The organism is Mesorhizobium sp. M0074 (genome assembly GCF_040322975.1).
Lineage (GTDB): Bacteria > Pseudomonadota > Alphaproteobacteria > Rhizobiales > Rhizobiaceae > Mesorhizobium.
The window spans coordinates 24,192-49,195 of record NZ_JAMYUM010000030.1; the positions used below are offsets into that span (position 1 = coordinate 24,192).

The window sequence follows — 25,004 nt, forward strand, 5'->3', positions numbered from 1 at the left end:
GCATCGTCATGCCGCAATCCCTTCCTGCGCCTCGCCTTCGGCATCGGCCTGAAGGCCAAGCAGGAAATCGGCGGCCTTGGAGGCAAGACTGGCGGCACGGAAGATCGCGCGGTTGTCCTCGCGCAGCACCTTTAGCCATGAGCCGATGTAATCGGCATGACGCACGGTCGGCTCGATACCGAGGTTGCTGCAGACGAAGGCGGCAGTGATTTCGGCGACCAATTCTTCACGCGCGTAAGCCTTGGAGCCGAACGAGCCGGAGAGGTCGCGAGCAACCCGCGTTGGGTGGCCGGTCCAGTGGCCAAGCTCGTGAAAGCAGGTCCGGTAATAGTCGATCTGGTGATGGAACGCCGGCTGCGGCGGCACCTGAATGTGGTCGCTGCCCGGCATGTAGAAAGCGCGATCGCCGCGGACCCTGAAATCCGCACCGCTGGCGCGAATGAGCGTCTCGGCCCGCGGCACGATCTCGCACTGAGGCAGCGGCTCGGCGGCGGCATAGAGGTGTTCCGGAAGATTATCGCACTGCGCGACATTGAAGACGGTGAAGCGCTTCAAAAAAGGCACGGCCTGTGGTTCATCGCCCTCGTGGCGTGCGCGCTCCTTCTCGTCCTTGGGGACAAAGCGGTCGGCATGCACGATGGTCGTGCCGCGCTCGCCCTTCCTGACATTGCCGCCAAGCACGAGCGCCTGCCGGAAGGTGAGCCAGTTCTGGCTGGGATAGCTGCGCTCGATGACCGCGCCCCACAGGATGAGGATATTGATGCCGGAATAGGTGCGCCCAGAGGATGCATTCCTCGGCAGGCCAAGGCCTGCCTTTGCGCTGCCCCATGGCTTGACCCATGGCACGGTGCCGCGCTCCAGCTCGGCAATGATCCGGTCGGTGATCTCCTGATAAAGGCTGGCGCCGGGGCGCCCGCCCTTGCCTGCGCCAGCCTCTGTGCTGGCACAACGCTTGCTGTTTGCATGCATCGTCTCATCCTCCGCTCGCCAATCGCCGCGCCTTTCCCCGGAAGCGGGGTGGGCGGCGAGTCGCGACCGGAAAGGCCCGCCGTGGTAGGCGGACCGCATCCGAAGGACCGGAACGAAGAGCAGGACCCTGAGCGGCAGCGAAGGGTTGCGGGCTGCCGCGGCGGGCCTAGAAGGGAGTGCCGCCGACCCCGCGCCACCGGGAAAGGCCAACAGACAAACCGCGCCGCCCGCAAGGGCGGCGGCCGTCACAGCCCGAAGGGCTGCCCACGCCAAGGGGCGAAGCCGAATGGCCGAGACCGCCTGAGCTTGCCGAAGAAAAGCGGGCTCGGTTCACGAGCACCTGGTGCGCGTCGTCAGGCGCGCGGGCGCCCGCCAGGACGGCAGGCTGGACAGATTTTTCGAACGGATCGCGATAAATACTTCAAATGAATGCTGCACCGAAAACATGTGCGATGCAGCATTTTCGCAAGCATTTACCACGGACGCTCAGACCCGAGACTTCCGCCACCCAGCCTTGCGCGCGGCTTCCTCCGAACAAAACCAGCGCTCGCCTTTCAACAGGTTGATGCGCGTCTCCCAGTAATATTCCTGTCCGGGAACATGATAGATTCGCTCGCCCGTGTTGTAGCTGATATTGGCTTTGATGTTGCAGCCGACAGCGGCAGGGCCGATTTCGAAGGCAAGAAAGCCAGCCAGGATTGTTCCACCAGCAACGATCTTTGCCCACAACGGAACGTCCTTCGAACGATGGCGCTCGCCATACCTGCGACGGTTGTACCGATTGTCTTGATAGCGATGGTTGCCCACGCCCCTTCTCCCCGAAGAGAGAATGCGACGTTTGCAGCCTGGAGTCTATAAGTCTGGTCTAATTCACCGGCCCTGTTCCGAACCATTGAATGAACGGCGCATCCTTACCCGTGATATCCTTCACCGTCTTTAACAGCGCGTCATGGGTGCGTTGGAGAGCCAGGTAATGGTTGCTGCTGGGTGATAGAAGCGGCTGGACGATGCTCTTGTGCAGCCGTTCCGCCTCCGCCAGAAAGCGGTCGATTTCAGCCTGTGAAAGCTGCTTGGAAAGTTTGGTCCTAGCCATTGCGATCTCCGTTGAGGAATCGCCCCACCTAGGATTATCATCCTACATCGGCATGGCCTGGTAAAGACCACCCGCAGCGGAATGGCAGCTTGCCGAAGAAAAGCGCGCTCGGTTCACAGCACCGGCGCGAGCCGTTAGGCGCGCGGGCGCCCGTTAGGACCGCAGGCTGGACAGAATCTCGCACGGATCAGCGTCAAGCGCCGCAGTTAAGTCGAGAAACTCGATGACGTCGAGACGACGCTCTCCACCCTCGTACTTGGCCACGAAGGATTGGGGACGATCAAGCTTCTCGGCCACCTGCGCCTGAGTCAGGCCTTTGGCCTTGCGCAGGGAAACCAGCTGGGCCAGAAACCGCTGGTGGCGGGGCGATCGAAGAGACTTGGGCATGTAGGCGAACCGGTCGGGTAAAGACCGGATCAGCGACTAATCCCGGTTTCGGATTATCCCATTTTGGGATATGCTGCGGGCGCTCAACAGGCGAGGTTCGCAGGCATGAATCGATCAATGGGAACAGATGAGACTCGAAACTCAACTCTGTGCGACGAAGTCCCCTGGTCGGAGAACCTCACGAGCTACGACAGGGAGCATTTCACGATCTACCTGAGGATCCTGGATGCCTGCGCCGACAATGCCAGCGAAGAGGAGATGGCTGATCTCATTCTCGGCATCGACCCGGCCCTTGAACCGGTCCGCGCCCGCAAGGCTCTTCGCAGCCATATCGACCGGGCGAACTGGATGGTGACGACTGGCTACAAGGAACTGTTCGCCGGCTGACGCACAGCACGGATTGTCATGCTCTTCAAACAAGGAAGTTCAGATACTCGCCATTCATGAGCGCACGGCCGCGAGAGACAGCGCGGCTGGAGCGGTCACAACTGGTTCGCGTGCTGTTTGACTGCCATTTCTAGTGCTTGGCTCAGAGGCACCGCCTTCGAGAACAGGAAGCCCTGAGCGGTCCTGCAGCCAAGCTTGTGCAGGGTTTGCCGATCCGCCTCTGTTTCGACGCCCTCGGCCATGACCTCGATCCCGAGCATGTTACCGAGATCGATGACCGATTTGACAAGCAGTCGGTCCTCTCGGGATTTGGCCAAGCCGCGAATGAAGCCCTGGTCTATTTTCACCTTGCGTATCCGACTGTCCTTGAGCGATGCCAACGTGGAAAAGCCGGTGCCGAAGTCATCGAGCGCGATGGAAATGCCGGCATGTGAAAGCCGTCCGAGCTTTTCATCCACTCTGTCCGGGTCCACCGGGGATTCTTCGGTAATCTCGATCTCGAACATTGTTGCAGGCAGAGCTCTTGCCGCCAGACCATCCAGAACCATGTCATCGATATCGCCGGCTTCCAGTTCGCGCGGTGAAACATTCATCGCCACACGGAGATCACGACAGTCAGCTTTCACCAAGCCGTCGATAAAAGCACAACAGTCGGCGAATACGGTTTGCGTCAGCAGCTGAAGCATACCGGTTTCGCGTGCAGCTGTGATGATTTCGGGTGGAGAGATGGCACCATGAGTCGGATGGGACCACCTCAGCAAGGCTTCAAAACCGACCACGGCCTCGGTGTCGAGTTTCACGATCGGCTGGAACCAAGGTTGCAAGCTTCTCGTCTTTATCGCCGAATGAAGGTCCCGTTCGACGGACTGGCGGCGTTGCAGTTCCCTGTCGAGTTCGGCATCGAACAGGCAAAATTCGTTCCTGCCACGACGCTTGGCCGTATAAAGGGCGATATCCGCCCGCAACAACATTTCGGTCAGGCCCGGCGTCTGCGCCAAGTATATTCCTATCGATGCCCCGACACGGACGGACGCGACCTCGATATAGGGGCGGGCAATTTTGGCTATGATATTGGAGGCGAGATCACTGGCAGAAAGCGAAACCCTCGTTGAAGGAAAAAACAGCACGAATTCATCGCCGCCGATACGAGCGAGCGTTGAGCCTTCCGGTGCTTCCTCCTCTATGCGGCGCGCGATCCTGACAAGCAGTTCATCACCGGTCCTGTGACCGTAGGTATCGTTGACGGATTTGAACCCGTCCAGATCAATCAGCATTGCCACGAAGGGACTATCCGCGGTCTCGAACCGTCCGATAGCGTGTTCGAGGCCACGCCTGTTGAGAAGGGCCGTCAGGTGGTCCTGCCTGGAACTGGCCTTCATCTCCGCCGCAAGCCGCTCGGCCTCATGCCTCAGGCGGCTCGCTTCGCGGAACCGTGCTTGCCCAACAAACGAAGCTCGAACCAGGCCGCCCATGAAGAGCAGAACGGTAAAAGCCAGAATGTAGTCTTCAAAATTGCCTTTCGCCAAAAGGCAACCCACCGTGATGAGGAGCGGAGGTGTGATGAAGTTGGTCGCCGCCGCGGCATACGAACTGCCGTATGTAACCGCACCAGCGGAAATGCCCGCCAGAATGACCAGATGCAGCGGTGCTTGAGGTGTCGTGTATCCAACAGTCAGGACGGCCAGGAAGGACCAGGCAAACCCTGCCAGAAGAGCAAGGATGCCAAACCAGCGAAGCCGCGGCAAAACCCCCACTAAACCGTCATGGCGCCCCGTTTCCTTTAGCTGATAACGCGCGAGTGCAAGGCGGGCGGCATTTATCGCATTGACGACCAGGAACCAGATTGCAGCGGCAAAGCCGCTGCCAGAAAGGGCGTGCACCGCCCAAATCAGGCCTGACAGGATACCGCTTATCGGCATCGACACGAAGAGGCCGGTCCTCAGGTCAGCAAGCTGATCCTGACGGATTTTGGCCTCCAGCGTATCTACTTTCTTCGGGGCCATGGACGGACCAGCTTGCTCCCATCGTTGTTCGCGAGGACAAGCTTACGCAGGCCCACTGAAGGACGGGTTAACTATCCAGCGGGGGTAACCAGTGCGCTCACCATGGCTTCGGGTCGCAGGTCTGCTCTGAGGATTGCCGGCTGATCATCAAGGTCTCGTCCGCGCGCGTTCTTGATCCGAATCATGCCAGGATCGGCAACGTCAGAGACAAAAGGAAGCCGGGCCGAGATAGCGTTCCAGAGCGGCAGCGCTGCCTGCGATTCACCGCCTGAGCATGGCCGAAATGCCATGGCGGATAAAGGGAAGATATTGGGCAAAGCGAAGCCCCGCATGTCTTGCAAGCCGTGCCGTCGGGTGCTCGCCTGAGTAGAGAGCGACAAGTACATTCGTAGCATGATAGAGCGGTGCCGCCGACAGACGCAGCCGGCTTTCGTATCTGCCGAGCATGTCAGGATCAGCAATGTCGCGGCGCTCACGACATGCCGCCAGGATTCCATCGGCGAGTTGCTTCTGGCCGCTGAGGCCGATGTTGAAGCCATGCGCGGTCACCGGGTGCATGCCGAGGGCAGCATCGCCGATCAGTGCCGCACTCGGAGCCCAGAACTTGTGCGCCCAGGTCGTGACCAGCGGATAGGCATGGCGGGTGCTTGCCAAGGTCATCTCTCCGAGGCGTCCTCGACAACGGTTCGTCAATTCCATCAGGAACAAATCGTCGTCGAGAGCAAGCAGTCTGTCGGCCTCGTTTGAGCGCAACGTGAGAAGCAGCGACGACACGCCTTCCATGAGCGGCAACATCGCTATCGTCTGATAGTGATCGAACCATTCGACCGCGATCTGGTGATGGGCGCGCTCGTGCCTCACCCGGCAAATCAGCATGGAGTTGCCAAGCCGATTGATGTCGGCCCCAATGCCGAGCAGGTCGCGCGTCGCGGACAGACGCGAATCCGCTGCAACGAGCAGCCGAGCGGCCAATTGCCTGCCATCACAGAGCCTTATGACTGCTTCTTTGTGGCTGGTTGTTGCATTGACGACCGAGCGGCCGCACAGCAGCTGGGCATGATCCTGGAAGTGGACAAGCTTGAACAGGGCGTCGCGGATCCGAAAATTTGGGACCAGAATTCCGAGTGGTTCCCCAGATCCGCTGGGAGAGTCGAAGCTCAGGGCGAAAGGGCTCGATCCGTTGAGCACGCGCGCGCCTTGTAGCGGTGATTTGTCCGAAGCGGGGATGGCATCCCAGGCGCCGAGCTCGCGAAGGATTCCAACCGATGCGTGGGTCAGCGCGATCTCGCGACAGTCGAAAGCCGGATTCGCCAGGCTTTCGAGCGACTGCCGTTCAACCACTGCCACCTTGAGTCGGCTCTGGGCAAGCGACGCGGCGAAGGAAAGTCCGACCGGCCCGGCTCCGACCACAATAACGTCGAATCTATCGACAGAGCCGGCCATCAGCGTGCCGCCATTGCGTCGGCTATCTGCGACGAAGGGCACTGGAACGCATCGCAATCGATCCACGGTTTGCGGCTCATCTCCCCAAGCGTCTCCACGCGACCTAACCGTCCGTTAGACATCCGTTCTCCGTTCAAAAATGCTCAATGAAACCATGCCGATGAAGAGATAACCCTGATGTGGATCAACCAGGCTCGATAAACGCGGCAACGGCGGGTTCACGGTCGACTGGTCGATCGCCACGCCATGGTCTGGTCAGGTCATCATGAAATGGCCGGCTTCCCGTTCGGTGCGGCCCTTTCCTGGCCGAAAGTTCGGCAACGTATTCTGGCTGATCCGTTCGCACCCGTCGCGCGCCGAAATCGGCATGACGCGAAGCAACCGCGGAAAATATTCGAGCGAGTCCTCGCAGGGCAGGCTGGGTCAACTGCGTGGCTCGTCGCGGTCGATCAGGATCCGCTCGGCGGCGCCATCGAGATCTTCATATTGGCCGCTCCTCAAGGCCCACAGGAACCCCGCCAGCCCAAGCGCTCCGAGGAACAGGGCCACAGGTATGAGGTAGGCGAGCGTCGTCATGAGGATTGTGCCAGTGCGCCAATGTCGGAGCGCCTGTCATGTCGGGCATCTTGCACCGATGCATTTGACACGAAACCTTGCAGGCGTAGCGCATTGCCGATGACCAGGAGGGACGAGGCGGACATCGCGACCGCCGCGATCAGTGGCGTAACGTGCCCCAGAATGGCGACCGGCACGGCGATGCCATTGTAAACGATCGCGATGGCGATGTTCTGCCGGATCAGCCGTCCGGCCTTCCGCGAAATGTCTAAAGCAAGTGGGACCGCCAGAAGACTTTTACGCAGGAACACGAAATCCGCGGCGTTGCGACCGATATCCGCCGCCGTGGCGGGAGCTATCGAAACGTGTGCGGCGCCCAATGCAGGCGTGTCGTTGAGCCCATCGCCGACCATCAGCACCTTGTGGCCAGTTCGCGTCAATGCTTCGACGTGTTCGACCTTCCCGGAGGGAAGCAACGCGGGAACGAAGCGCTCGACGCCCAGTGCTTCCGCGACTTCGCCGCAGGCAGCTTCTGTGTCGCCCGACAGCATCTCCACCGACACGCCGGCGCCGTTCAGTTGCTCGATGGCCGCCTTGGCATCGGCACGCAGCTCATCCTCGAAATCGAAAGTCGCGACAATGACCCCGTCCTTCGTCAGAACGGTTCCGCCATAGCCTTGTTTGCCTTCGCCGCCGGTCCGGGCTTTCCACTCACCCCATCCGCGGCGACCCAGCCGCCAGGTACTGCCCTCGGCGATGGCTTCGATGCCGAAGCCCGGATGCTCGCTGACGGACGCGAGTTTCGGCTGGCCGGCAAAGGCTGCATTGCCAGCGATTGCCTTCGAAAAGGGATGGCGGGAATGCGCTGCCATCTCGGCCGCCATGGCGAGCATCGTCGGATCGATGGACGGCGCATTGATCAGCCTGGGCAGTCCGAGCGTAAGCGTGCCGGTTTTGTCGAACAATGCCGTGTCGATCCCCGCCAGGCGCTCCATGGCGGAGCCGTCCCTGACCATGACGCCGCTTTCAAACAGCCGCCGCGCAGCGACCACCTGCACGATCGGCACGGCGAGACCGAGCGCACACGGGCATGTAATGATCAAAACGGCGATCGCGATTGTTATTGCCCGGTGCCAGTCGCCGGTCGCCGCCATCCAGCCGAGGAACGTCACAAAGGCGGTGAGGTGGACCACGGGGGCATAGAGCGCGGAGACGCGATCGGCGATCCTGCGATGGCGGGCGCGGCCGCCCTCTGCCGCTTCCATCAGCCGAACCATTTCGGCCAGGAATGAATCCTTCGCGGCGTCCGTCGCCTCGATGGTCAGCGGACCGGTGAGATTGAGTGTACCGGCCTGGACCTGCGCCCCCGGGCCCACCGTTCTGGGCGTGCTTTCCCCGGAAACCAGGGAACAGTCGAGATCCGACGCCCCGCCAATGATCCTGCCGTCGATGGGCATCCTCTCGCCGGCCGCGATCAAGAGCTCCATTCCTGGTTCGATCTCGCCAACCGGCAAGTAGTCGCGCGAACCATCCTCGCGCAGCACCATGGCGCCGCGCGCCGCCAGCCGAGCCAGTCCGTTTACGGCCGTCCGTGCTCGTTCCCGCATCACGTGATCCAGCGTGCGGCCGATCAGCAGAAAGAACAGCAGCGACACCGACGCGTCGAAATAAGCATGGTCGCCATGGTTGATCGTCTCGTAGAGGCTCATGGCGTAAGCGAGCGATACCCCGACCGCGATCGGCACGTCCATGTTCATGCGGCTGTGGCGTAGCGCATTCCAGGCCGAGCGAAAATAGATGCCGCCGGCGAAAGCGAGCACAGGAATGGCAATCAAGGCCGAGACCCAATGGAACAGGTCGCGGGTCGCGCCTTGCGCGCCGGACCAGACGGAGACTGATAGCAGCATGATGTTGCCCGCCGCAAAGCCGGCGACCGCGACGGCGCGGATCAGTTCCGAGAGCGTCTTGTCCTTCCCGTCAGCCTCGGGATCGAACAGGTGCGCGCCATAGCCCAGCCGTCCAAGTGTGGCGACGAATGGCGGAACCTCCTCGCCGCGCCACCGGACCGAAACACGTTTCGTCGAAAGATTGACACGAGCGCCTTCGACGCGATCTAGCTTGCCGATCGCCGTCTCGATCGTCTGGATGCAGGCGGCACAATGCACAGCCGGCACCGAGAGGTCGGTCTGGCGAAGATTTTCGCCAATCGAGCGGCTCGCCAGTCTGATTTCCTGGCCAGAAGGCAGGACCAGTGTGACCTTTTCCAGGTCCAATGCCATTTGGGCGCCTGGCGCGCAGCAGCTCATTGCAGCGCCCCGTGGGAAATCATGATCCGGCGAACGTCGCGATAGGGTTCCGCAAGGCTCGCATCGGCGTCGATTTCGACGATCCAGAGGCCATCCTTGGGCGTGTGGTGCGCGGCGAATATCTGACCGGAGGCAGCCTCAAGAGTGACGGATTTGTCCTCGGCCTCGTAGGCGGGATGACGGAACAGCACCTTGACGCCATGCAAGGCAACCGGCTTGCCGACAGCATCGGTGAGGCTGTAGCGGACCTCACCGCCTGCGATGGTCAGTTTGCCAGTCCAGCCGAGGGCCGCCTGAGCGCGCCCTTGCTCGGCCTTTTTGTTGAATTGCTGGCTCGCCACATAGGTGTTTTCGACGACAAGGCGGGTCCAGCTCGTGTTGGCGAGCGTCGCCATCGTCAGATTGACCGCTATGACCACGCCGAAGAAGCCAAGGATGGTGAACAGCATATGCCTGCCGGTGAATTCGCGGGATTGTCGCGAGGTGTCGCTCATCTGGCGCTCTCCGGTGCGTTGAAAGTGGCCGTATATTCGTCCGACTCGAACGTTGCCTTGTTTTCGACCCGGAACTTGAAGCTTTGCGCTGCACCCCGAACCTGATCTGCCGGCTGACGCACGAAAACCTTGAGCATCTTCAGCCGGTCGGGTTCGACCGGGACGGCGAAGGAGCGATCCGCCGGCAGGTCGATGCCGACAACGCTCATTTCGGCTCCATGCAGGCCCTGCATCGTGACAATGATCGTTCTTGGTTCGGGGATCATGTTGAGCAGCTTGACGGTGTAGCCGTTGCGGATCGAACCGTCGGACAGCGTCACGAACTGCGGGTTGCGATCGTGCAGGACATTCAATTCGAGCCGTTCGCGGGTCAGCAGCAAATAGAGCAGCGCGAGACCGACCGCCGACCAGACGCCCATGTAGATGAAGGTGCGCGGGCGAAAGATCTTGCGAATATGGAAACGGGCCACCTTGTCGGAGAACAGGCCGTCAGCGCTCCTGACCAGTGACGGGTTGACTGAACCGGAGCCGCCCGGGGTCGCCAGCATCACATTGGCGTTGTAGTCGGCCAGCGTCGCATAGGAAATCAGTCCGCGCTCCCTGCCGAGCTTGTCCATGATACCGTCACAGGTATCGATGCAGAGCGCGCAGGTGATGCATTCAAGCTGCTGGCCATCACGAATGTCGATCCCCATCGGGCACACCGCGACACAGGCATTGCAGTCGACGCAGTCGCCGACGGGCTGCCCGGCGGCAAGGACCCTCTTGGCGTGACGCGAGCGCGGTTCGCCGCGCCAGTCATTATAGGTGACGGTGAGGGAATTCTCGTCGAGCATGGCCGCCTGGATGCGCGGCCATGGGCACATGTAGGTGCAGACCTGCTCGCGCATCAGCCCGCCGAACGTATAGGTCGTCGCCGTCAGCACGGCGACGGTGATGTAGGCGACGGGGGCGGCGGTGCCGGTGAAGAGTTCCCCAAGCAGCATCGGCGCATCGGCGAAATAGAAAATCCAGGCGCCGCCGGTCAGCACCCCTATGACCAGCCAAATGGCGTGTTTCGATGTTCGCGGCACGAGTTTGCGTGCAGTCCAGGGACCGGCATCGAGCTTGATGCGCGCGTTGCGGTCGCCCTCGATGGCTCGCTCGACGACCAGAAACAGATCGACCCACACGGTCTGCGGGCACGTATAGCCGCACCAGGCCCGGCCGACGGTGGATGTGATCAGGAAAAGGCCGACACCGGCCATGACCAGCAGGCCGGCGACGTAGTAGAATTCCTGCGGCCATATCTCGATGAAGAAGAAGTAGAAGCGGCGGTTGGCAAGATCGACCAGCACGGCCTGGTCAGGGGCAAATGGCCCGCGATCCCACCGCAGCCAGGGGGTCAGGTAGTAGATCCCCAGCGTGATTGCCATCACCGACCACTTGAAGCGGCGGAAACTGCCAGAAGCCCGGTTCGGGAAGATCTTCTTGCGTCCGGCATAGAGCGGCTGACGGGTCTTGGCGGAGTTGACCGCATCGGCTTCGAGCCGTTCTATTTGCGTGTTATCGAGCACGAGAAGCTCCAGTCACCAGCGACGATTTCGCCGGAAGCCCGACCCATCGGTTTCTGGATGATGCCGAGGCCCGGCTCGCGCCGGGCCTCGTCGCTTGGCGGTTGGGGGGAGGACGAGAATAGGCTTGCGTTCCTATTCTCCGCCGCCAAGCGAATGGACATAGACCGCGAGTTCCTTGACCTTGATCTCGCCGAGACGCCCGATCCAGGCCGGCATGACGCCATGCCTCGGGGCGCGGACCTGCGCGGCGATGGCTGTTTCGCCAGACCCGTAAAGCCAGATCGCGTCGGTCAGGTCGGGTGCGCCGAGCTCCCTGTTGCCCTTTGCATTCTCACCATGACAGGCCGCACAATTCTCGGCGAAAACATTGGCGCCGAGTTCGATCAGGCTTGTGTCCTGAACAGGATCGGAGAGGCTTGCGACATAGGCGCCGACCTGCTTGATCTGATCCGTCGTGATGATGTCGCCAAAAGCAGGCATTTCCGACAGGCGCGTATCCGGGTCTGATGCGAAGCGGATGCCGTGCGCAATCGTCTGCTGGATCTGTTCGGCGTTGCCACCCCACAGCCAATCGTCGTCGTTTAGGTTGGGAAAACCCTTGGACCCTTGAGCGCCCGAGCCATGGCACTGCACGCAATTGACCTTGAACGCGGCGCCACCTGCGGCGACCGCGAATTCGCGTAGTGTATCGTCGGCAGTAATCTCGGAGACGGTCTTCGCCTGAATGGCAGCGACATATTTGCCCTTGGCCACTTCGGCCGCCGCCAGTTCATTCTTGACGTCTTTGCGGCTCGAATACCCCAGCACACCCCTGGTCGCGGAAGTCAGCATCGGCCATGCCGGATAGACGACGGTGTAGCCGATCGCCCAGGCAATGGTGATGTAGAAGGTGATGACCCACCAGCGCGGAAGCGGGTTGTTGAGTTCCTTGATGCCGTCCCACTCATGGCCGGTCGTCGAGATGCCCGAAACCTCGTCGATATGCTCGCTGCCCATGATCAGTCGTCCTTGAGAGGAATGTGAGCGGCTCTCTCGGCTTGCCTGCGGCTGCCGGGACGAAATGCAAAGGCAACGCATCCGAGGAAGAAAAGTGCCATGGCAAGCAGGCCCCAGCTGTCGGCAAACTCCCGCATGAAATTGTAGGTCATCGCCATTCTCCTCAGCGGTAACCGGCGGCTTCGTCATAGGTCCTGAAATCGACCAGCGTGCCGAGCATCTGGAGATAGGCGACCAGCGCATCCATTTCGGTGACCTGCTGCGGATCGCCGTCGAAGTCCCCAAGCTTGGCCTTCGGATAGCGTCTCTCCAGGCCCGATGTATCGGCATTCGCATCGGCCTGCGCCATGAGATCGGCATTGGCATGAGCGATCATGTCGTCTGAATAGGGCACACCGACACGGCTGTTGGCGATCAGATGCGTCGAGAAATCCTTCACCTCGATTGGCATGTCCTTCAGGAACGCGTAGCTCGGCATGATCGATTCCGGCACCACCGAACGCGGCTCGGTGAGATGCTGGACGTGCCATCCGTTCGAGTAGCGGTCGCCGACCCGGGCGAGATCCGGCCCGGTGCGCTTCGAGCCCCACTGGAACGGGTGGTCGTACATCGACTCGGCCGCCAGGCTGTAATGCCCATAGCGCTCGACCTCGTCGCGGAACGGCCTTATCATCTGGCTGTGGCAGAGGTAACAGCCCTCACGCACATAGATGTTGCGCCCGGCGAGCTCGAGCGGCGAATAGGGCCGCATGCCTTCGACCTTCTCGATGGTGTTGTCGAGATAGAAGAGCGGCGCGATCTCGACGATACCGCCGATGGTTACGACCAGCAGGGACCCGAGGAGAAGAAGTGTGGCGTTCTTCTCGATGACCGCGTGTCTGTCCATCAGGCCCATTTTCTGGCTCCTGATCGCACAGGCTGGAGGGCGGGGATGGAGCGCGGCATCGGATCCTCCTCGCGCTGGTAGCCGAGGATGGTCATGGCGATGTTCCAGGCCATGATGAGGGCGCCCGACAGATACATCGCGCCGCCGATGGCACGCATGATGTAGTAGGGATGCATGGCGGCGACGGTTTCGGCGAAGGAGTAGACCAGGAAGCCCTGCTCGTTGTATTCGCGCCACATCAGGCCCTGCATGATGCCGGACACCCACATCACCGCCGCGTAAACGACGATCCCAAGCGTCGCCAGCCAGAAGTGCCAGTTGACGAGCCGCAGCGAATAAAGCCGGTCGCGGTTCCATAACTTCGGGACCATGAAATAGATCGCGCCGAACGAGATCATGCCAACCCATCCGAGCGCGCCCGAATGGACGTGACCGATGGTCCAGTCGGTGTAGTGCGAGAGCGAGTTGACGGCCTTGATTGACATCATCGGGCCTTCGAAGGTCGACATTCCGTAGAAGGCGATGGCCATCACCATCATACGGATGATCGGGTCGGTGCGCAGCTTGTCCCAGGCGCCCGAGAGCGTCATCAGGCCGTTTATCATGCCGCCCCACGAGGGCATCCAGAGCATGATCGAGAACACCATGCCGAGCGTCTGGGCCCAGTCCGGCAGGGCGGTGTAGTGGAGGTGGTGCGGACCGGCCCAGATGTAGAGAAAGATCAAAGCCCAGAAGTGGACGATCGACAGCCGGTATGAATAGACCGGTCGGTTGGCCTGCTTGGGCACGAAATAATACATCATGCCGAGGAAGCCAGCGGTGAGGAAGAAGCCGACGGCGTTGTGGCCGTACCACCACTGCGTCAAGGCATCCTGGACACCGGAAAACGCTGAATAGCTCTTTGAACCCACGAACGACACGGGCATCGATAGGTTATTGATCACATGCAACATCGCGATCGTCACGATGAAGGACAGATAGAACCAGTTGGCGACGTAGATGTGCGGTTCCCTGCGCTTCAGGATCGTGCCGAGGAACAGGGCGAGGTAGGCGACCCATACAATGGTCAGCCACAGGTCCACATACCATTCGGGCTCGGCGTATTCGCGGCTCTCGGTGATACCGAGCAGGTAGCCGGTTGCCGCCATGACGATGAACAGCTGATAGCCCCAGAACACGAACCAGGCGAGATCGCCGCCGAACAGACGCGCGCGGCACGTGCGCTGCACCACATAGAGAGACGTGCAAATTAGCGCGTTGCCGCCGAAAGCGAACACAACACCGGATGTGTGCAGCGGCCGCAGTCGGCCGAAATTGAACCAGGGCTGGATGTTGAGATCCGGGTAGGCGAGCTGCAGGGCGATGACCACGCCGACCAGCATGCCGACGACGCCCCAGAATACGGTGGCGATGGCACCGTAGCGGATCGGCCCATCCATGTAAGCGGCGGGGTCGATCGGAACTGCCGGCTTGAACTCCGTGTTGCGCAACAGAATCGCAGTGAAGCCAGCCACGGCGAAGAACAAAACCCACATATGCCGCCGAAAAGGTTCATCTACGCCGAAGCCGGCAGCCACCAGGGCCGCAAACGCAAACAGGCTTAGAAGGACGATCTCTGTGCCGAATTTCATCGCAAGCCCCGATTTCCGATTCCGGCGGGCGCCAAACCGCAGTGCCTTATTGCGCAGCCGTGGCCTGCTCGCCCTGATCCATGTCAGAGCCGCACGATTTTGCTTCGAGCAGCATCGAGTTCGGTGCGATCAGACTGTGGCGATCGAATGTGGAAGCGCAGCACCGGCCGCCACGCTTATGGACAGGCCCGGCGTCCCCGGTCTGGCCGGGTATGGAGGCGATCGCGGGCGTGTCGGAAGCGCGCCTTCTGTGACGCTGGAAAGTAGGCCGATGCCTTGCCGAACGTCGATCGTTTCAATGCCTTGGGACAGCCAGCGCCAGCGTTGCGCTGCCTTCGTGACATTCATGATTCGGGGGAACGGCAATTTTCCCCAGCGTATGAGGCGTATTGACTTCGGCCGAGTGCGATCCTGCCTGGAACAGCCGGTTGCACGTCGAGCACCTCGAGGATGGATGCTTCGCCGACGAGTTGGCCGAAACGCACCTGGCTCATCCGATCGGATGGAGAGCGGGCTATCGCTATGCGACTTCTTCTAAGCCCAACGCGAGCATGCCCTGCCCCGAACGAAGTAAGTGACGTAGGCCATGCAGCTTCGGTGTCATTCAAAGGGCGGTTGCGCCTCGGCCGCCGCAGCGCCGTTCCAGCCGGCTCATGCTGTCCACGGTGACACGGCGGTTGTTCTCGATCCGAATCACGCCGTCCATTCTCAGGCTGGTCAGCTGACGGCTCACGGTCTCGTTTGTAATTCCAAGGAAATCAGAGATGTCGGCACGCGTCATCGGCAGCTCGAAGCACGCCGACCTAGCCGCCGGGTCAACACTGGAACCGATGTTCCGGGCGATCATGAGGAGAAAGCTCGCCACCTTCTCCGGTGCGGTCTTGCGCCCCAGAGTCACCATCCATTCGCGTGCCTCGTCGAGTTCGTTCAGCGCCTGCTTGAGCAGGCGATGCACAAATTCCGGTGATTCCTTCATCATCCGTTCGATGGCCGCTCTCGGAAACGAGCATAGCGAGACAGCTGTTGCCGCTTCCGCATTGATCGCGCTTTTCATCTTGAAGGGCCGTCCCAGAAAATCCGGCGCGAACTGGAGACCGACGATCTGCTGGCGGCCGTCCGAAAGGCTCTTCGTGAGCTTCACCACGCCTGAAAGCACGTTTGAATAACAGTCGACCGCCTCGGCGTCGCCGATCAGTTCGACCCCCGGCTCGATATTGTGCCGCGACGACGTCTTGGCGAGCTGAGCCAAATGGTCTGGTTCGAGCGCACCACAGACACCGCGGTGCCGTGCCTCGCAAGACAGGCAAAGAACGGGAATGCCGGAACTGTGAATGTCCTGCCGTAATGTCATTCGATCGCTCTACCGGTCCAGTGCGGGCAGGATAGCAATCGACGGTAGAAAAATCCTTGCGGCAGTTTGTCCGTGCTGAACGTTGATCGAAATCAGGGCTTAGGCTCATCCAAGCATCGACAGTTCCGGCGACGCAAACACGGTGGACCACGACATGCGACTGGAGCTAGCTGCCAGACTTGGCGAGAACGTCCCGCGCTATACCAGTTATCCGACAGCGCCGCATTTTCATACAGGCATTGATGCTGCAATTTGTCGTGGCTGGCTGCAGGCGCTCAACGATGGCGATGAGATCTCGCTCTATCTGCACATCCCGTATTGCGACAAGCTTTGTTGGTTCTGTGCCTGCCATACCAAGCAGACACGCCATTACGAACCGGTGACGACGTATCTGCGCTCACTGCACGCTGAAATTGCTACCGTCGCCAGTCTTGTCGCAGGCAAGGGCCTCGTGCGTGCCGTCCATTTCGGCGGCGGTTCGCCGACGATGCTCAAACCGGAGGACATGGTGGCGCTGGGAACCGTCCTGCGCAACAGCTTCGCCTTTCTTCCCGGCGCCAAGATCAGCGTTGAAATCGAACCCAATGATATGGACAATGCCCGTCTCGATGCGCTTGCCGAAATCGGCATGACCCGCGCGAGCCTCGGCGTCCAGGATTTCGATCCGAAGGTGCAAAAGGCCATCAACCGTGAGCAGAGCTTCTTGCAGACCAAAGCGGTAGTCGACGGCGTTCGTTGGCGCGGCGTCGAATCGGTCAATCTCGACCTGCTCTACGGCCTGCCGCACCAGACCAGGGAAAGCGTGTCCTCTACGGTTGCGCAGGCGTTGACCCTAGAACCGGACAGGATAGCACTTTTTGGCTACGCCCATGTGCCGTGGTTCAAGAAACATCAGACGATGATCGACGAGGCATGGCTACCTGGTCCCGCGGAGCGGTTTGCTCAATCGCAACTGGCGGCGCGGGCGATCGTGGACCAGGGATACGAAGCAATCGGCCTCGACCATTTCGCCAAGCCGGGCGATGCGCTGGCGCTTGCGGCACGCGCCGGGACTTTGCACCGGAACTTCCAAGGCTACACCGAGGACTGCTACGAGACATTGATCGGCCTCGGCCCATCGTCCATCAGCCAGTTTCGCCAGGGCTATGCACAGAATATGCCTTCGACCGCCGAGTATGGACGCATGGTTGCTGATGGCGGGCTGGCCGCTGTTCGGGGTATCGCGCTTTCCGACGACGACCGTGTTCGCGGCTGGATCATCGAGCGATTGATGTGTGACTTCGCCTTCTCGGCGATTGAGCTGGTGGAGCGCTTTGGCGAAGCCGGCCAAAGACTTCTCCTCAAGGCGAGTTCCACGGCCCTCCAAGATCCTGCGCGGTTGCTTGAACTTGATGGTGACCGCTTCGTCGTGCCTGCGGAAAGCCGGCCCTTTGTCAGGAGCATCGCGGCAAAGTTCGACAAATATTTCGAAAGTGGAACGGCCAGGCACTCAGCGGCAGTCTGAGCACCGCAGAGGAACGGTCATGGTTCTCAGTCGATCGTGAACCGATTGCGCTACATTTTTCACTGTTGATCGGCGACCGTCGTGTCGAGACAGGATTCGGAGCGGACCAGACGCGTCTTGGTATAGCGACGATATCGTCCGGTCGTGCCTTCCGGCGCCGTATTCCATTTCGCAGTCCCTGAAGCGCCACGTCGAGTCCGGCCTCTTTTCTGTATCGGAAGCAGTCGACAATCGTCCTGGCCAGATCATGGTTGTCGGCCGACAGCTCCCTTCGGCCTTGCAACAAGAATCCGCAAGGACCGTGCCAGCTGCAGCAGGCGCCGCCGCATCGCACCACCACACTATCCACCCGTGGCTCGCGCTAACCTTTGATTGGTTCGCGCCAGGCCGACGCCCGTCGAAACCGAGCCTCGGCAACATTCCGAGTCGTAAGCGGCTGGCCACGCTCTTGGTGCCGGTGGCAGAAAGTCCGCAAGCACCCCGGCAGCGCCGTCAAGCGTGGGACAACCCGTCCACCCGAATATCCGCCGGCGCAGTTTCAGTGAAAAGCGGGCCTAGGCTAGACGGCTCTCTTGTTACCCCAGAGCATAACGTGCAGCTGCGGCAGCACACGGGCTTCGAACCACCTGTCGCGGGTCACGGCATCAACCAGCCACTCCATGCGCTTCAATATTCCGTCAAGGTCGACAGGAGCGTCTTCATTTGCGGGGCGTGGCGGCGTGTGATTGCCGGGTTGCAGATAGATCGGAAGTCGCGGAAATCTCGCAGCGGCGTCTTTCGCGTAGGCGTAGTCCCTTTCGTCGAAAACAATGAGCTTGAGCACGACTTGCGGCCTGCCTTGTGCCGCCTGGAGGCACGCCTCGAAAGCGGCCCAATCGGTCGTCATTTGGCTTGACGGCGGCTTTGGGCTGAGGACTAGCACGTCAAGGTCGGCAAACCAGTCCCTGGCCACCGAACCTTGGGTTTCCAGCGCAAAACGGTAACCTTCACCATGGCCTCGCTCGATGAGCGCGCCGAGCGGCTGGATGGCCGGATTGCCGCCTGACAGCGATACCATCAGCGGGCGGCCACCGGAAAGCGCAAGCACGTTTTGCCACACCGCGGCAATGGACATCATCTCCCATTCATGGCGGAATTGATTGTCCACCGCATGCAGGCTGTCGCACCAGGAACAGCGATAGTCACACCCGCCGGTTCTGACGAAGACCGTCGGCAAACCGATGAGCACGCCCTCGCCCTGGATCGTCGGCCCGAAAATCTCACTCACGCGGATTGCGGGATGCGTATCGGTCATGGCCGGTATTCCGCCCAGGTTTTCGGCGTTTCGCTCACCCGCACGGCCGAGGTTTCGGGCAGGCGTGCCTTGCACCATTCATAAAAATGTCTGGCCAGATATTCCGCCGTGACTTGCTCATGTCCCAGCACGTCGTTGAGATGTCGGTGGTCGAAGCTCTCGTCGATGTAGCGTTTGAATGGCGCCAAATCGTGATAGTCGCGCACGAAGCCGTTCTCGTTCAGTCCATTCGCTGAAAGCTCCACTTCAACGATGTAGTTATGCCCGTGCAGGCGCGCGCATTGGTGATCGGGTGGCAACGAGGTGAGCTGATGCGAGGCTGAGAAGTGGAATTCCTTGGTGATGCGGAACATTACGCGGTCCTCCTTCGCAGCGCATCGAGCCAGAAGTCGGAGTCCTCGTAGTCGGTGGGGTCCGGCTGCCCAGAGAGATGAAACGCCTCGCGCCGCTCGACACAGGTCCCGCACCTCCCGCAGTGACGCTCGGCGCCCTTGTAGCAGGACCAGGTCTGCGCAAATGGCGTGCCGTATGCTGCTCCATTCCTAACAATGTCCGCCTTCGTGAGATTCACATAGGGTGCATAAATGCGAATCTTCGCGTAGCCGTCGAGCGCGTGGTCCTGCATCATCTGGAAAGCGTCGATGAAGGCCGGACGGCAGTCGGGATAAATGAAATGATCCCCACCATGCACGGCCGTCGCCACTGCGTCAGCGTCGTGCGCTGCGGCGAAGCCGAAGGCAATGGCCAACATGATGGCGTTCCGGTTCGGCACCACCGTGACCTTCATCGTGTCTTCGGCGTAGTGCCCGTCGGGCACGTCCACATTATCGGTCAGCGCGGAGCCGGAAAGGCCGCCGCCGATCTCGTGGATGTCGATGATCCGGTGCGGGACGCTCAGTCGCTCCGCACAAAGGGCGGCGAAGCCCAATTCCTTCCTATGCCGTTGGCCGTAATCGAAAGATAAGAGGCCGGCGAGTTCGTGCTCCGCTGCCACCTTGTGAGCAAGGGTGACGGAGTCCAATCCGCCGGAGCAGACGACGAGAGTCTTCATTGTTGGGTCCTTGTTTTAACCGGGTAGGCTGCGACCGGAGATTTCTCTGCGCTCCCAGTACTTCAGGAAATCCATTTTGTGAAGTGAACGGGGGACGAGTTTCATGCGCTGACGTGCCGCTGTGTGCAAGGCGCCCTCGCGGTGAGCCTGCAAGGAACACGGACTAGCGAAACGTCACGCTTCAGCGGAATGCTCAAAGGCGAGCGCACCGGAATATGCTCTGCAGGAGGTCCGGACCTTCGTAAACAAAGTTCTCGACGATCAAGCGCCCGGCGGTCCCGAGCTTCGAGGGACGCCACCGCGAGGGTTTCAGGTACAAGACGGCCCGAGGATGGGCTTGCCGCAAGAGAACGGACTTACCAGTGGGATGTTCAGCGACGCCGATGCAGATGTCTGGAATGATCACGACATCAATTGTCGCGGCAACTTTGGCTGGCCTGCTCCTCGGGTTCCGTAGATCCAGCGCATTCCGCTTCAGGATCGGTTCGAACCGGAGCACGCCCTCGGTCAATGGACTGACCGGCAAACCCTGAATGATCGGTCGTGAGCCGACATCTGTGAACAAGCGGTGTGGTCGATTGCTATCACCCATGTGTTGCGCGCAGGTACCTTATGGCAGTGGATGAACTGGATTTGATGGTTTTACGGCTGGCGGTCGAAAGCGTCCGCTCGCTCTCCTTAAGCTTCGCTGAAAAGGCCGCCGAGGTAGCCACCAGGAGCCGCGGCATCCTGCTTTTCGACGTGCGGGTCGACGGTGACGCGGAGGTCCAGCGGGTCGCAGCCATCCGATATCAGGGCGACCAGATCGGCGTGCTGGCGTTGGACAGACAGGGTCTTGTTACCCACCAGTGCATCGTCAACGGTACGTTCTCACATTTCACTACGCCCTTGGAGAACTGGCACAGCATGCCCCTGTCGATGCAGGCCAAGATCGATGCCAACGGCCATGCCAGTCTCTTCCTAGGGGCCTTGCGAAATGCCGGACATTTGCTGGGCAGCTAGCATTTGGCTAGAATGCATCTGTGAATTTTTGCATGCGCATCGCTGCCGCGGCGGTCGCGGCAAAGCGATCGCCGCGATGATGGCGATCAACGCGCGGGCGTTGCATCGATGCGCGATCGTTTAGACAGAGGTCTCCGCCTGGCATCGAGCAACATGCACGGAGGACGCAAAGCGCAAATGCATCAAGTATTTGAAGGGACGAGCCCCTCACGCAAATGGAGCTTGCGCTGCCGTTGTCATTCCATCGTGCCGCCGAACTCGGGGGCGTGACGATCGACCACGACGGCCTATTTTTTTGCAAAGCCGAATGTCCCGATTCCGAAGCCACGAAAAAACTCCGATCACAGCGAAGAATAGTAACAACACGGGCGACGCAAGCCGCCTTGCCGTAGCAGGGGAGGTGCTTGCGGTGCTCTCACCGACACGAGATCGCAAATGGCACATGGGTGAGCACCAGAACTGGCGACACCCATGGTGATCGGCTTGACTCGCTGGAGGAAGCACAAGGCTCAGCGGGCAGAGGCGCAAGCGACGGTCGGACACTGGCTGGCTGCTCGGGATCTGATCGAGGCGTAGTCGGACAAGGAAGCGTAGTGCCCTACCTCGATGTTCCTAGAAGCGCGCCGGCAGCCTGGCGGGGGGCTTGGGGTTAGACTGCCGGCGCACGCCACTCATGAAGAGCGGCCCCTTTTTGCTGTTCCGACACCCATAGTCAACCCGGCAGCGTCTGGATGCCCGCTGTGCTCTTTTCAGAGCGGCGCGCGATGCCGGCCATGTCTGGCCGATCCTGCCTAGTCTAGGATGGGGGGCCACTCTCGTCGGCCGAGTTGATGCTCCAGCCAGTATCGCCTTGCCGACCAGCATGAGTTCGCTGTTAGCAATCCATCGTCGCGAGCCGATGCTATCGTGCACGTGTCGCAGCACTCCGGGCGGCTATATCGCCTAAGACAGCATGACGAAGCGTTCCAACTTCCTGTTCGGCGAGCCCGTGTGCAGTTCCATCGGACAGTGGACGAGAATTCTCTTGGCGGTACTGCGCCAGAAGGCATTCGCGTCCAACGGAATCAAGCGACGACTATCAGCCGCAAACTTCACATCACAAGAGCGGTCTTCCACCCATTGCAGGTTATCCGACTGATCAGGCGGCGTCCGATATGTCCGCCTCTGCCTCAAGAATTCCCACAGGTATGGACAGCGATCTTGCTATCCGATCCCGATAGCCCTTGTTGTACCTCACACCCCGCTCGATGTTTTGGATTTCCTCAGCGGCAAGCCCGCACGCCACCGCGAGGTCCTCGATTGAATACCCAAGGTGCTCACGATAAGCGCGGATGATGTGGGTCCCCTGCGACATAGCCGTCAAGACTGGCTCGGGAATGCGCGAATCCTTCATAAACATCTCCAAGAAGATGGGAGCGCCCGACAAATCGGGAGATTTCCTCCCCGACCCTGGCGCACACCCAGCAAATCAAAAAAATGGACGTCCATTCGGCCGGACCGGCCTCATCCACGGAATGGGCCACTTGAAATTGGCAGCCGGGTCGGAATATGGCGGCTCACCTGCTTCTGATCAAGTTCTAAGAACCTGCCCACCCTGAGATGGCCTGATCGGCTGTAGCGCATTCGACCTGCGATCCTACACGACTCACTCTCGCCGATGGCTTTCTTGAACAGCAACTCGAACTCCCCCTGACGCCTCCAGTGGCTATTCGCGGCACCGTCCACCCAGCCTCGCGGACGCTGATACCTTCGACCAATTTCCACCGCCGATGCAGCGAAAGACGCGCTTGTGCTTGAATCACACATCGATCACCGCTGTTAACGAAATTTTTTAAGCCGCCGATGCTTGTTCGGAGACCGAAAGGATGGGGCGCCCGAGGAAACAGCCGAAAGGGCCGCGCGCTTTTGTGCTGACGTCGGCTTGAGCAAGCTCGATCCGGCTGCCCTGTGCAATCGCCCGACCGGCCGAAAAAAGGATGGCGATTGTCATGATGCGGCGACGGCGAGTTTCCCGAAATTGCAGCAAACAATGGTCATCTGGTTCATCCGGGCTTCGGATCCAGACAGGGGGTAGCGCTTTCGATGGACGAGCATCGCCACCTATAAAGGTTCGATCATTCGACCGTGACCGATTTTGCGAGATTGCGCGGCTGGTCTACATCTGTGCCCATGAAGAGCGCCGTGTGGTAGGCAAGAAGCTGTATCGGCAGCGAGAAGATCATCGGCGCGATAATCTCGTCGACAGCCGGCAGCACGAGCGTGTGCATAGTGTCGAGTTTCGATGCGGCTGCCCCTTTTTCATCGGTGATGAGGATAATCCGCCCTCCACGGGCAGCCACTTCCTGCATGTTGGAGACGGTCTTGTCGAAAAAGCGATCATGGGGCGCGATGACGATCACTGGCATGTTGTCGTCTATCAATGCGATCGGACCGTGCTTCAATTCACCCGCCGCATAGCCCTCGGCATGGATGTAGGAAATCTCCTTGAGCTTCAGCGCACCTTCCATCGCTAGCGGGAAACTGGTGCCACGGCCGAGATACAGGACGTCACGACACTTTGACAGTTCGCGCGACAGGAACTCGATCTCCGGCTGGATGCTGTTGAGTACCTGGCCCATGACGCGCGGCACTTCGGCGAGGCTCCTGACGAGCGCCTGCAGCTCGTCTTCGGTTACGGTCCCGCGGGCTCTGGCGGCGCCGATGGCGAGTGCGGCTAGAACGGCAAGCTGGCAGGTAAACGCCTTGGTGGAGGCGACGCCGATCTCCGGTCCGGCAAGGATCGGGAAGACCGCATCGGCCTCCCGAGCGATGGTCGATTCGCAGGCATTGACGATAGCGCCAATTTTCAGCCCACGCTCCTTGCAGTACCTCAACGATGCGAGCGTATCGGCGGTTTCGCCGGACTGCGAAATGAAAAGAGCCGCCGACTGCGGCGACAACGGGATCTCGCGGTAACGGAATTCGGACGCAACGTCGATTTCAACCGTCAGGCGCGCGTAGCGCTCGAACCAGTATTTTCCGATCAGTCCGGCGAGATAGGCGGTCCCGCAGGCCGAGATCGCCAAGCTCGGGATCCTGGCGAAATCGATGCCAGAAACCATGTCGGCGCGATTCTCTATGATGTTGCTATAGTGACGGAGAGCATGGGCGATGACTTCGGGCTGCTCGCAGATTTCCTTCTCCATGAAGTGGCGATGATTGCCCTTGCTGGCCAGATCGGCCGCGGCCGTGGAGGTATGGCGCGGACGCTCGACGGGGTGGCCGTCGAAATCGAAGATATGGGCGCCCGAATTGCCGACAACGGCCCAGTCGCCCTCGATGAGATAGGTAATTTCATTGGTGAAGGGAGCGAGCGCGATCGCGTCGGAGCCCAGGAACATCTCGCCGTCGCCGTGACCGATCGCCAGCGGTGGTCCGTTGCGCGCCGCCATGATGGTCGACGGATCATCTTCGAAGAGGACGGCAAGCGCATAGGCGCCCCTGACGCGTTTCAGCATGGCACGCATCGCCTCTTGCCGCCTCATGCCCTCCCGGCGGTGTCTTGCCAAGAGATGCGCGACGACCTCGGTGTCGGTGTCGGTCTGGAACTCGGCGCCAGCCGCCGCCAATTCCTCCTTCAGCTCGGTGAAATTCTCGATGATCCCGTTATGGACGACGGCGACACCGTCGGTAAAGTGCGGGTGCGCATTGCGTTCCGTCGAGGCCCCATGGGTTGCCCAACGCGTATGGCCGATGCCGATGTTGCCGCTCAGCGGCTCTTCCTTCAGTCTCCTCTCGAGATTGACGAGCTTGCCCTCGGCGCGCCGGCGGTGCAAGGCACCTTCGGTGATCGTCGCAACGCCGGCGGAATCATAGCCGCGATATTCCAAATGCTTCAATGCGTCGACCAACCGATCCGACACCGGCTGTTGCCCAACGATGCCAACAATCCCGCACATGTTCGTCTTCCCATTGTTGCCGGCAGCTTCAGCCCACGCGAGACGGATACCCATCCGGCCGCTTTCATTGGGGATCTTGTAGTAGTATTCGGTAATATTGGTACAATTGATTGTAGGGATAACTATCATCCAGCCCATGGATGAGCCCCTGATCTAAA

The 25,004-nt window shown here is 60.5% G+C and carries 23 protein-coding genes; 3 read left to right on the forward strand and 20 right to left on the reverse strand.

What is annotated here, in order from left to right:
* Window positions 1-6: 6 nt before the first annotated feature.
* The 4 genes from NKJ73_RS30135 to NKJ73_RS30150 all read right to left on the reverse strand — a co-directional run bounded on the left by NKJ73_RS30135 (window position 7) and on the right by NKJ73_RS30150 (window position 2,449).
* Window positions 7-969 (reverse strand): ArdC family protein, encoded by a 963-nt coding sequence (locus NKJ73_RS30135; protein WP_352572077.1) that lies wholly within the window; start codon window positions 967-969, stop codon window positions 7-9.
* A 486-nt stretch (window positions 970-1,455) separates the two neighbouring features.
* Window positions 1,456-1,776: a sunset domain-containing protein gene (locus NKJ73_RS30140; protein ID WP_352529543.1), complete on the reverse strand. Its 321-nt coding sequence runs from the start codon at window positions 1,774-1,776 to the stop codon at window positions 1,456-1,458.
* Window positions 1,777-1,834: 58 nt separating this feature from the next.
* Window positions 1,835-2,062, reverse strand: a complete 228-nt coding sequence (locus tag NKJ73_RS30145) for a hypothetical protein (RefSeq protein WP_352572078.1) — start codon at window positions 2,060-2,062, stop codon at window positions 1,835-1,837.
* A 153-nt stretch (window positions 2,063-2,215) separates the two neighbouring features.
* Window positions 2,216-2,449, reverse strand: coding sequence for a helix-turn-helix domain-containing protein (locus tag NKJ73_RS30150; protein WP_023679646.1), 234 nt, complete (start codon window positions 2,447-2,449; stop codon window positions 2,216-2,218).
* Between the two features lie 117 nt (window positions 2,450-2,566).
* On the opposite strand from NKJ73_RS30150, the gene NKJ73_RS30155 reads away from it, so the two are divergent.
* Window positions 2,567-2,836 (forward strand): DNA -binding domain-containing protein, encoded by a 270-nt coding sequence (locus NKJ73_RS30155; protein WP_023722036.1) that lies wholly within the window; start codon window positions 2,567-2,569, stop codon window positions 2,834-2,836.
* A gap of 95 nt (window positions 2,837-2,931) precedes the next feature.
* On the opposite strand, the gene NKJ73_RS30160 is transcribed toward NKJ73_RS30155, so the two are convergent.
* From NKJ73_RS30160 to NKJ73_RS30210, 11 genes are all read right to left on the reverse strand, one after another.
* Window positions 2,932-4,839: a putative bifunctional diguanylate cyclase/phosphodiesterase gene (locus tag NKJ73_RS30160; protein WP_352572079.1), complete on the reverse strand. Its 1,908-nt coding sequence runs from the start codon at window positions 4,837-4,839 to the stop codon at window positions 2,932-2,934.
* Window positions 4,840-5,100: 261 nt separating this feature from the next.
* Window positions 5,101-6,282 carry a 5-demethoxyubiquinol-8 5-hydroxylase UbiM gene (gene ubiM, locus NKJ73_RS30165; protein WP_352474133.1) on the reverse strand — a complete coding sequence of 394 codons (1,182 nt, stop codon included), beginning with the start codon at window positions 6,280-6,282 and terminating at the stop codon, window positions 5,101-5,103.
* A gap of 423 nt (window positions 6,283-6,705) precedes the next feature.
* The gene (gene ccoS / locus NKJ73_RS30170) at window positions 6,706-6,858 is read right to left on the reverse strand and encodes a cbb3-type cytochrome oxidase assembly protein CcoS (RefSeq protein WP_023679633.1); all 153 of its coding nucleotides are present in this window, start codon (window positions 6,856-6,858) and stop codon (window positions 6,706-6,708) included.
* The gene (locus NKJ73_RS30175) at window positions 6,855-9,143 is read right to left on the reverse strand and encodes a cation-translocating P-type ATPase (RefSeq protein WP_352474119.1); all 2,289 of its coding nucleotides are present in this window, start codon (window positions 9,141-9,143) and stop codon (window positions 6,855-6,857) included. Before NKJ73_RS30175 ends, ccoS begins: the two co-directional genes overlap by 4 nt.
* Complete coding sequence (locus NKJ73_RS30180; RefSeq protein ID WP_352572080.1) at window positions 9,140-9,637, reverse strand: FixH family protein; 498 nt, start codon at window positions 9,635-9,637, stop codon at window positions 9,140-9,142. Before NKJ73_RS30180 ends, NKJ73_RS30175 begins: the two co-directional genes overlap by 4 nt.
* The gene (gene ccoG, locus NKJ73_RS30185) at window positions 9,634-11,193 is read right to left on the reverse strand and encodes a cytochrome c oxidase accessory protein CcoG (protein WP_352572081.1); all 1,560 of its coding nucleotides are present in this window, start codon (window positions 11,191-11,193) and stop codon (window positions 9,634-9,636) included. The genes NKJ73_RS30180 and ccoG overlap by 4 nt, the downstream gene beginning before the upstream one ends.
* A gap of 132 nt (window positions 11,194-11,325) precedes the next feature.
* The gene (ccoP, locus tag NKJ73_RS30190) at window positions 11,326-12,189 is read right to left on the reverse strand and encodes a cytochrome-c oxidase, cbb3-type subunit III (protein ID WP_352572082.1); all 864 of its coding nucleotides are present in this window, start codon (window positions 12,187-12,189) and stop codon (window positions 11,326-11,328) included.
* Window positions 12,190-12,191: 2 nt separating this feature from the next.
* Window positions 12,192-12,341, reverse strand: coding sequence for a cbb3-type cytochrome c oxidase subunit 3 (locus NKJ73_RS30195; RefSeq protein WP_352457387.1), 150 nt, complete (start codon window positions 12,339-12,341; stop codon window positions 12,192-12,194).
* Window positions 12,342-12,352: 11 nt separating this feature from the next.
* Window positions 12,353-13,084, reverse strand: coding sequence for a cytochrome-c oxidase, cbb3-type subunit II (ccoO, locus tag NKJ73_RS30200; RefSeq protein ID WP_352474114.1), 732 nt, complete (start codon window positions 13,082-13,084; stop codon window positions 12,353-12,355).
* Window positions 13,075-14,706, reverse strand: a complete 1,632-nt coding sequence (ccoN, locus tag NKJ73_RS30205) for a cytochrome-c oxidase, cbb3-type subunit I (protein WP_352517895.1) — start codon at window positions 14,704-14,706, stop codon at window positions 13,075-13,077. The genes ccoO and ccoN overlap by 10 nt, the downstream gene beginning before the upstream one ends.
* A gap of 604 nt (window positions 14,707-15,310) precedes the next feature.
* Window positions 15,311-16,057 carry a Crp/Fnr family transcriptional regulator gene (locus NKJ73_RS30210; RefSeq protein ID WP_352493084.1) on the reverse strand — a complete coding sequence of 249 codons (747 nt, stop codon included), beginning with the start codon at window positions 16,055-16,057 and terminating at the stop codon, window positions 15,311-15,313.
* 154 nt (window positions 16,058-16,211) lie between these two features.
* On the opposite strand from NKJ73_RS30210, the gene hemN reads away from it, so the two are divergent.
* Window positions 16,212-17,561 (forward strand): oxygen-independent coproporphyrinogen III oxidase, encoded by a 1,350-nt coding sequence (gene hemN, locus NKJ73_RS30215; protein WP_352572083.1) that lies wholly within the window; start codon window positions 16,212-16,214, stop codon window positions 17,559-17,561.
* 559 nt (window positions 17,562-18,120) lie between these two features.
* Here the strand turns inward: hemN and queE are convergent.
* From queE to queC, 3 genes are read right to left on the reverse strand one after another with little or no spacing between them, the layout of a single operon-like run.
* Entirely contained in the window at window positions 18,121-18,855 is a 735-nt protein-coding gene (queE, locus tag NKJ73_RS30220; protein ID WP_352468486.1) for a 7-carboxy-7-deazaguanine synthase QueE, read from the reverse strand.
* Window positions 18,852-19,208 (reverse strand): 6-carboxytetrahydropterin synthase QueD, encoded by a 357-nt coding sequence (gene queD / locus NKJ73_RS30225; RefSeq protein WP_023679623.1) that lies wholly within the window; start codon window positions 19,206-19,208, stop codon window positions 18,852-18,854. Before queD ends, queE begins: the two co-directional genes overlap by 4 nt.
* Entirely contained in the window at window positions 19,208-19,906 is a 699-nt protein-coding gene (gene queC / locus NKJ73_RS30230) for a 7-cyano-7-deazaguanine synthase QueC (RefSeq protein ID WP_023679622.1), read from the reverse strand. Before queC ends, queD begins: the two co-directional genes overlap by 1 nt.
* 612 nt (window positions 19,907-20,518) lie before the next feature.
* On the opposite strand from queC, the gene NKJ73_RS30235 reads away from it, so the two are divergent.
* Window positions 20,519-20,908, forward strand: coding sequence for a hypothetical protein (locus NKJ73_RS30235; protein WP_023679620.1), 390 nt, complete (start codon window positions 20,519-20,521; stop codon window positions 20,906-20,908).
* Window positions 20,909-22,046: 1,138 nt separating this feature from the next.
* On the opposite strand, the gene NKJ73_RS30240 is transcribed toward NKJ73_RS30235, so the two are convergent.
* Window positions 22,047-22,301, reverse strand: a complete 255-nt coding sequence (locus NKJ73_RS30240; RefSeq protein WP_031212627.1) for a helix-turn-helix domain-containing protein — start codon at window positions 22,299-22,301, stop codon at window positions 22,047-22,049.
* Window positions 22,302-23,022: 721 nt separating this feature from the next.
* On the reverse strand, window positions 23,023-24,846 hold the full coding sequence (gene glmS, locus NKJ73_RS30245) for a glutamine--fructose-6-phosphate transaminase (isomerizing) (RefSeq protein ID WP_352572084.1): 1,824 nt from the start codon (window positions 24,844-24,846) through the stop codon (window positions 23,023-23,025).
* Window positions 24,847-25,004 lie beyond the last annotated feature (158 nt).

What these genes read in the sequence shown, in the direction of transcription:
- NKJ73_RS30135 (WP_352572077.1), bottom strand. Translation starts at nt 969, where the DNA reads ATGCATGCAAACAGCAAGCGTTGTGCCAGCACAGAGGCTGGCGCAGGC.
- NKJ73_RS30145 (WP_352572078.1), bottom strand. Translation starts at nt 2,062, where the DNA reads ATGGCTAGGACCAAACTTTCCAAGCAGCTTTCACAGGCTGAAATCGAC.
- NKJ73_RS30150 (WP_023679646.1), bottom strand. Translation starts at nt 2,449, where the DNA reads ATGCCCAAGTCTCTTCGATCGCCCCGCCACCAGCGGTTTCTGGCCCAG.
- NKJ73_RS30155 (WP_023722036.1), top strand. Translation starts at nt 2,567, where the DNA reads ATGGGAACAGATGAGACTCGAAACTCAACTCTGTGCGACGAAGTCCCC.
- NKJ73_RS30160 (WP_352572079.1), bottom strand. Translation starts at nt 4,839, where the DNA reads ATGGCCCCGAAGAAAGTAGATACGCTGGAGGCCAAAATCCGTCAGGAT.
- ubiM (WP_352474133.1), bottom strand. Translation starts at nt 6,282, where the DNA reads ATGGCCGGCTCTGTCGATAGATTCGACGTTATTGTGGTCGGAGCCGGG.
- ccoS (WP_023679633.1), bottom strand. Translation starts at nt 6,858, where the DNA reads ATGACGACGCTCGCCTACCTCATACCTGTGGCCCTGTTCCTCGGAGCG.
- NKJ73_RS30175 (WP_352474119.1), bottom strand. Translation starts at nt 9,143, where the DNA reads ATGAGCTGCTGCGCGCCAGGCGCCCAAATGGCATTGGACCTGGAAAAG.
- NKJ73_RS30180 (WP_352572080.1), bottom strand. Translation starts at nt 9,637, where the DNA reads ATGAGCGACACCTCGCGACAATCCCGCGAATTCACCGGCAGGCATATG.
- ccoP (WP_352572082.1), bottom strand. Translation starts at nt 12,189, where the DNA reads ATGGGCAGCGAGCATATCGACGAGGTTTCGGGCATCTCGACGACCGGC.
- NKJ73_RS30195 (WP_352457387.1), bottom strand. Translation starts at nt 12,341, where the DNA reads ATGACCTACAATTTCATGCGGGAGTTTGCCGACAGCTGGGGCCTGCTT.
- ccoO (WP_352474114.1), bottom strand. Translation starts at nt 13,084, where the DNA reads ATGGGCCTGATGGACAGACACGCGGTCATCGAGAAGAACGCCACACTT.
- ccoN (WP_352517895.1), bottom strand. Translation starts at nt 14,706, where the DNA reads ATGAAATTCGGCACAGAGATCGTCCTTCTAAGCCTGTTTGCGTTTGCG.
- NKJ73_RS30210 (WP_352493084.1), bottom strand. Translation starts at nt 16,057, where the DNA reads ATGACATTACGGCAGGACATTCACAGTTCCGGCATTCCCGTTCTTTGC.
- hemN (WP_352572083.1), top strand. Translation starts at nt 16,212, where the DNA reads ATGCGACTGGAGCTAGCTGCCAGACTTGGCGAGAACGTCCCGCGCTAT.
- queE (WP_352468486.1), bottom strand. Translation starts at nt 18,855, where the DNA reads ATGACCGATACGCATCCCGCAATCCGCGTGAGTGAGATTTTCGGGCCG.
- queD (WP_023679623.1), bottom strand. Translation starts at nt 19,208, where the DNA reads ATGTTCCGCATCACCAAGGAATTCCACTTCTCAGCCTCGCATCAGCTC.
- queC (WP_023679622.1), bottom strand. Translation starts at nt 19,906, where the DNA reads ATGAAGACTCTCGTCGTCTGCTCCGGCGGATTGGACTCCGTCACCCTT.
- NKJ73_RS30235 (WP_023679620.1), top strand. Translation starts at nt 20,519, where the DNA reads ATGGCAGTGGATGAACTGGATTTGATGGTTTTACGGCTGGCGGTCGAA.
- NKJ73_RS30240 (WP_031212627.1), bottom strand. Translation starts at nt 22,301, where the DNA reads ATGAAGGATTCGCGCATTCCCGAGCCAGTCTTGACGGCTATGTCGCAG.
- glmS (WP_352572084.1), bottom strand. Translation starts at nt 24,846, where the DNA reads ATGTGCGGGATTGTTGGCATCGTTGGGCAACAGCCGGTGTCGGATCGG.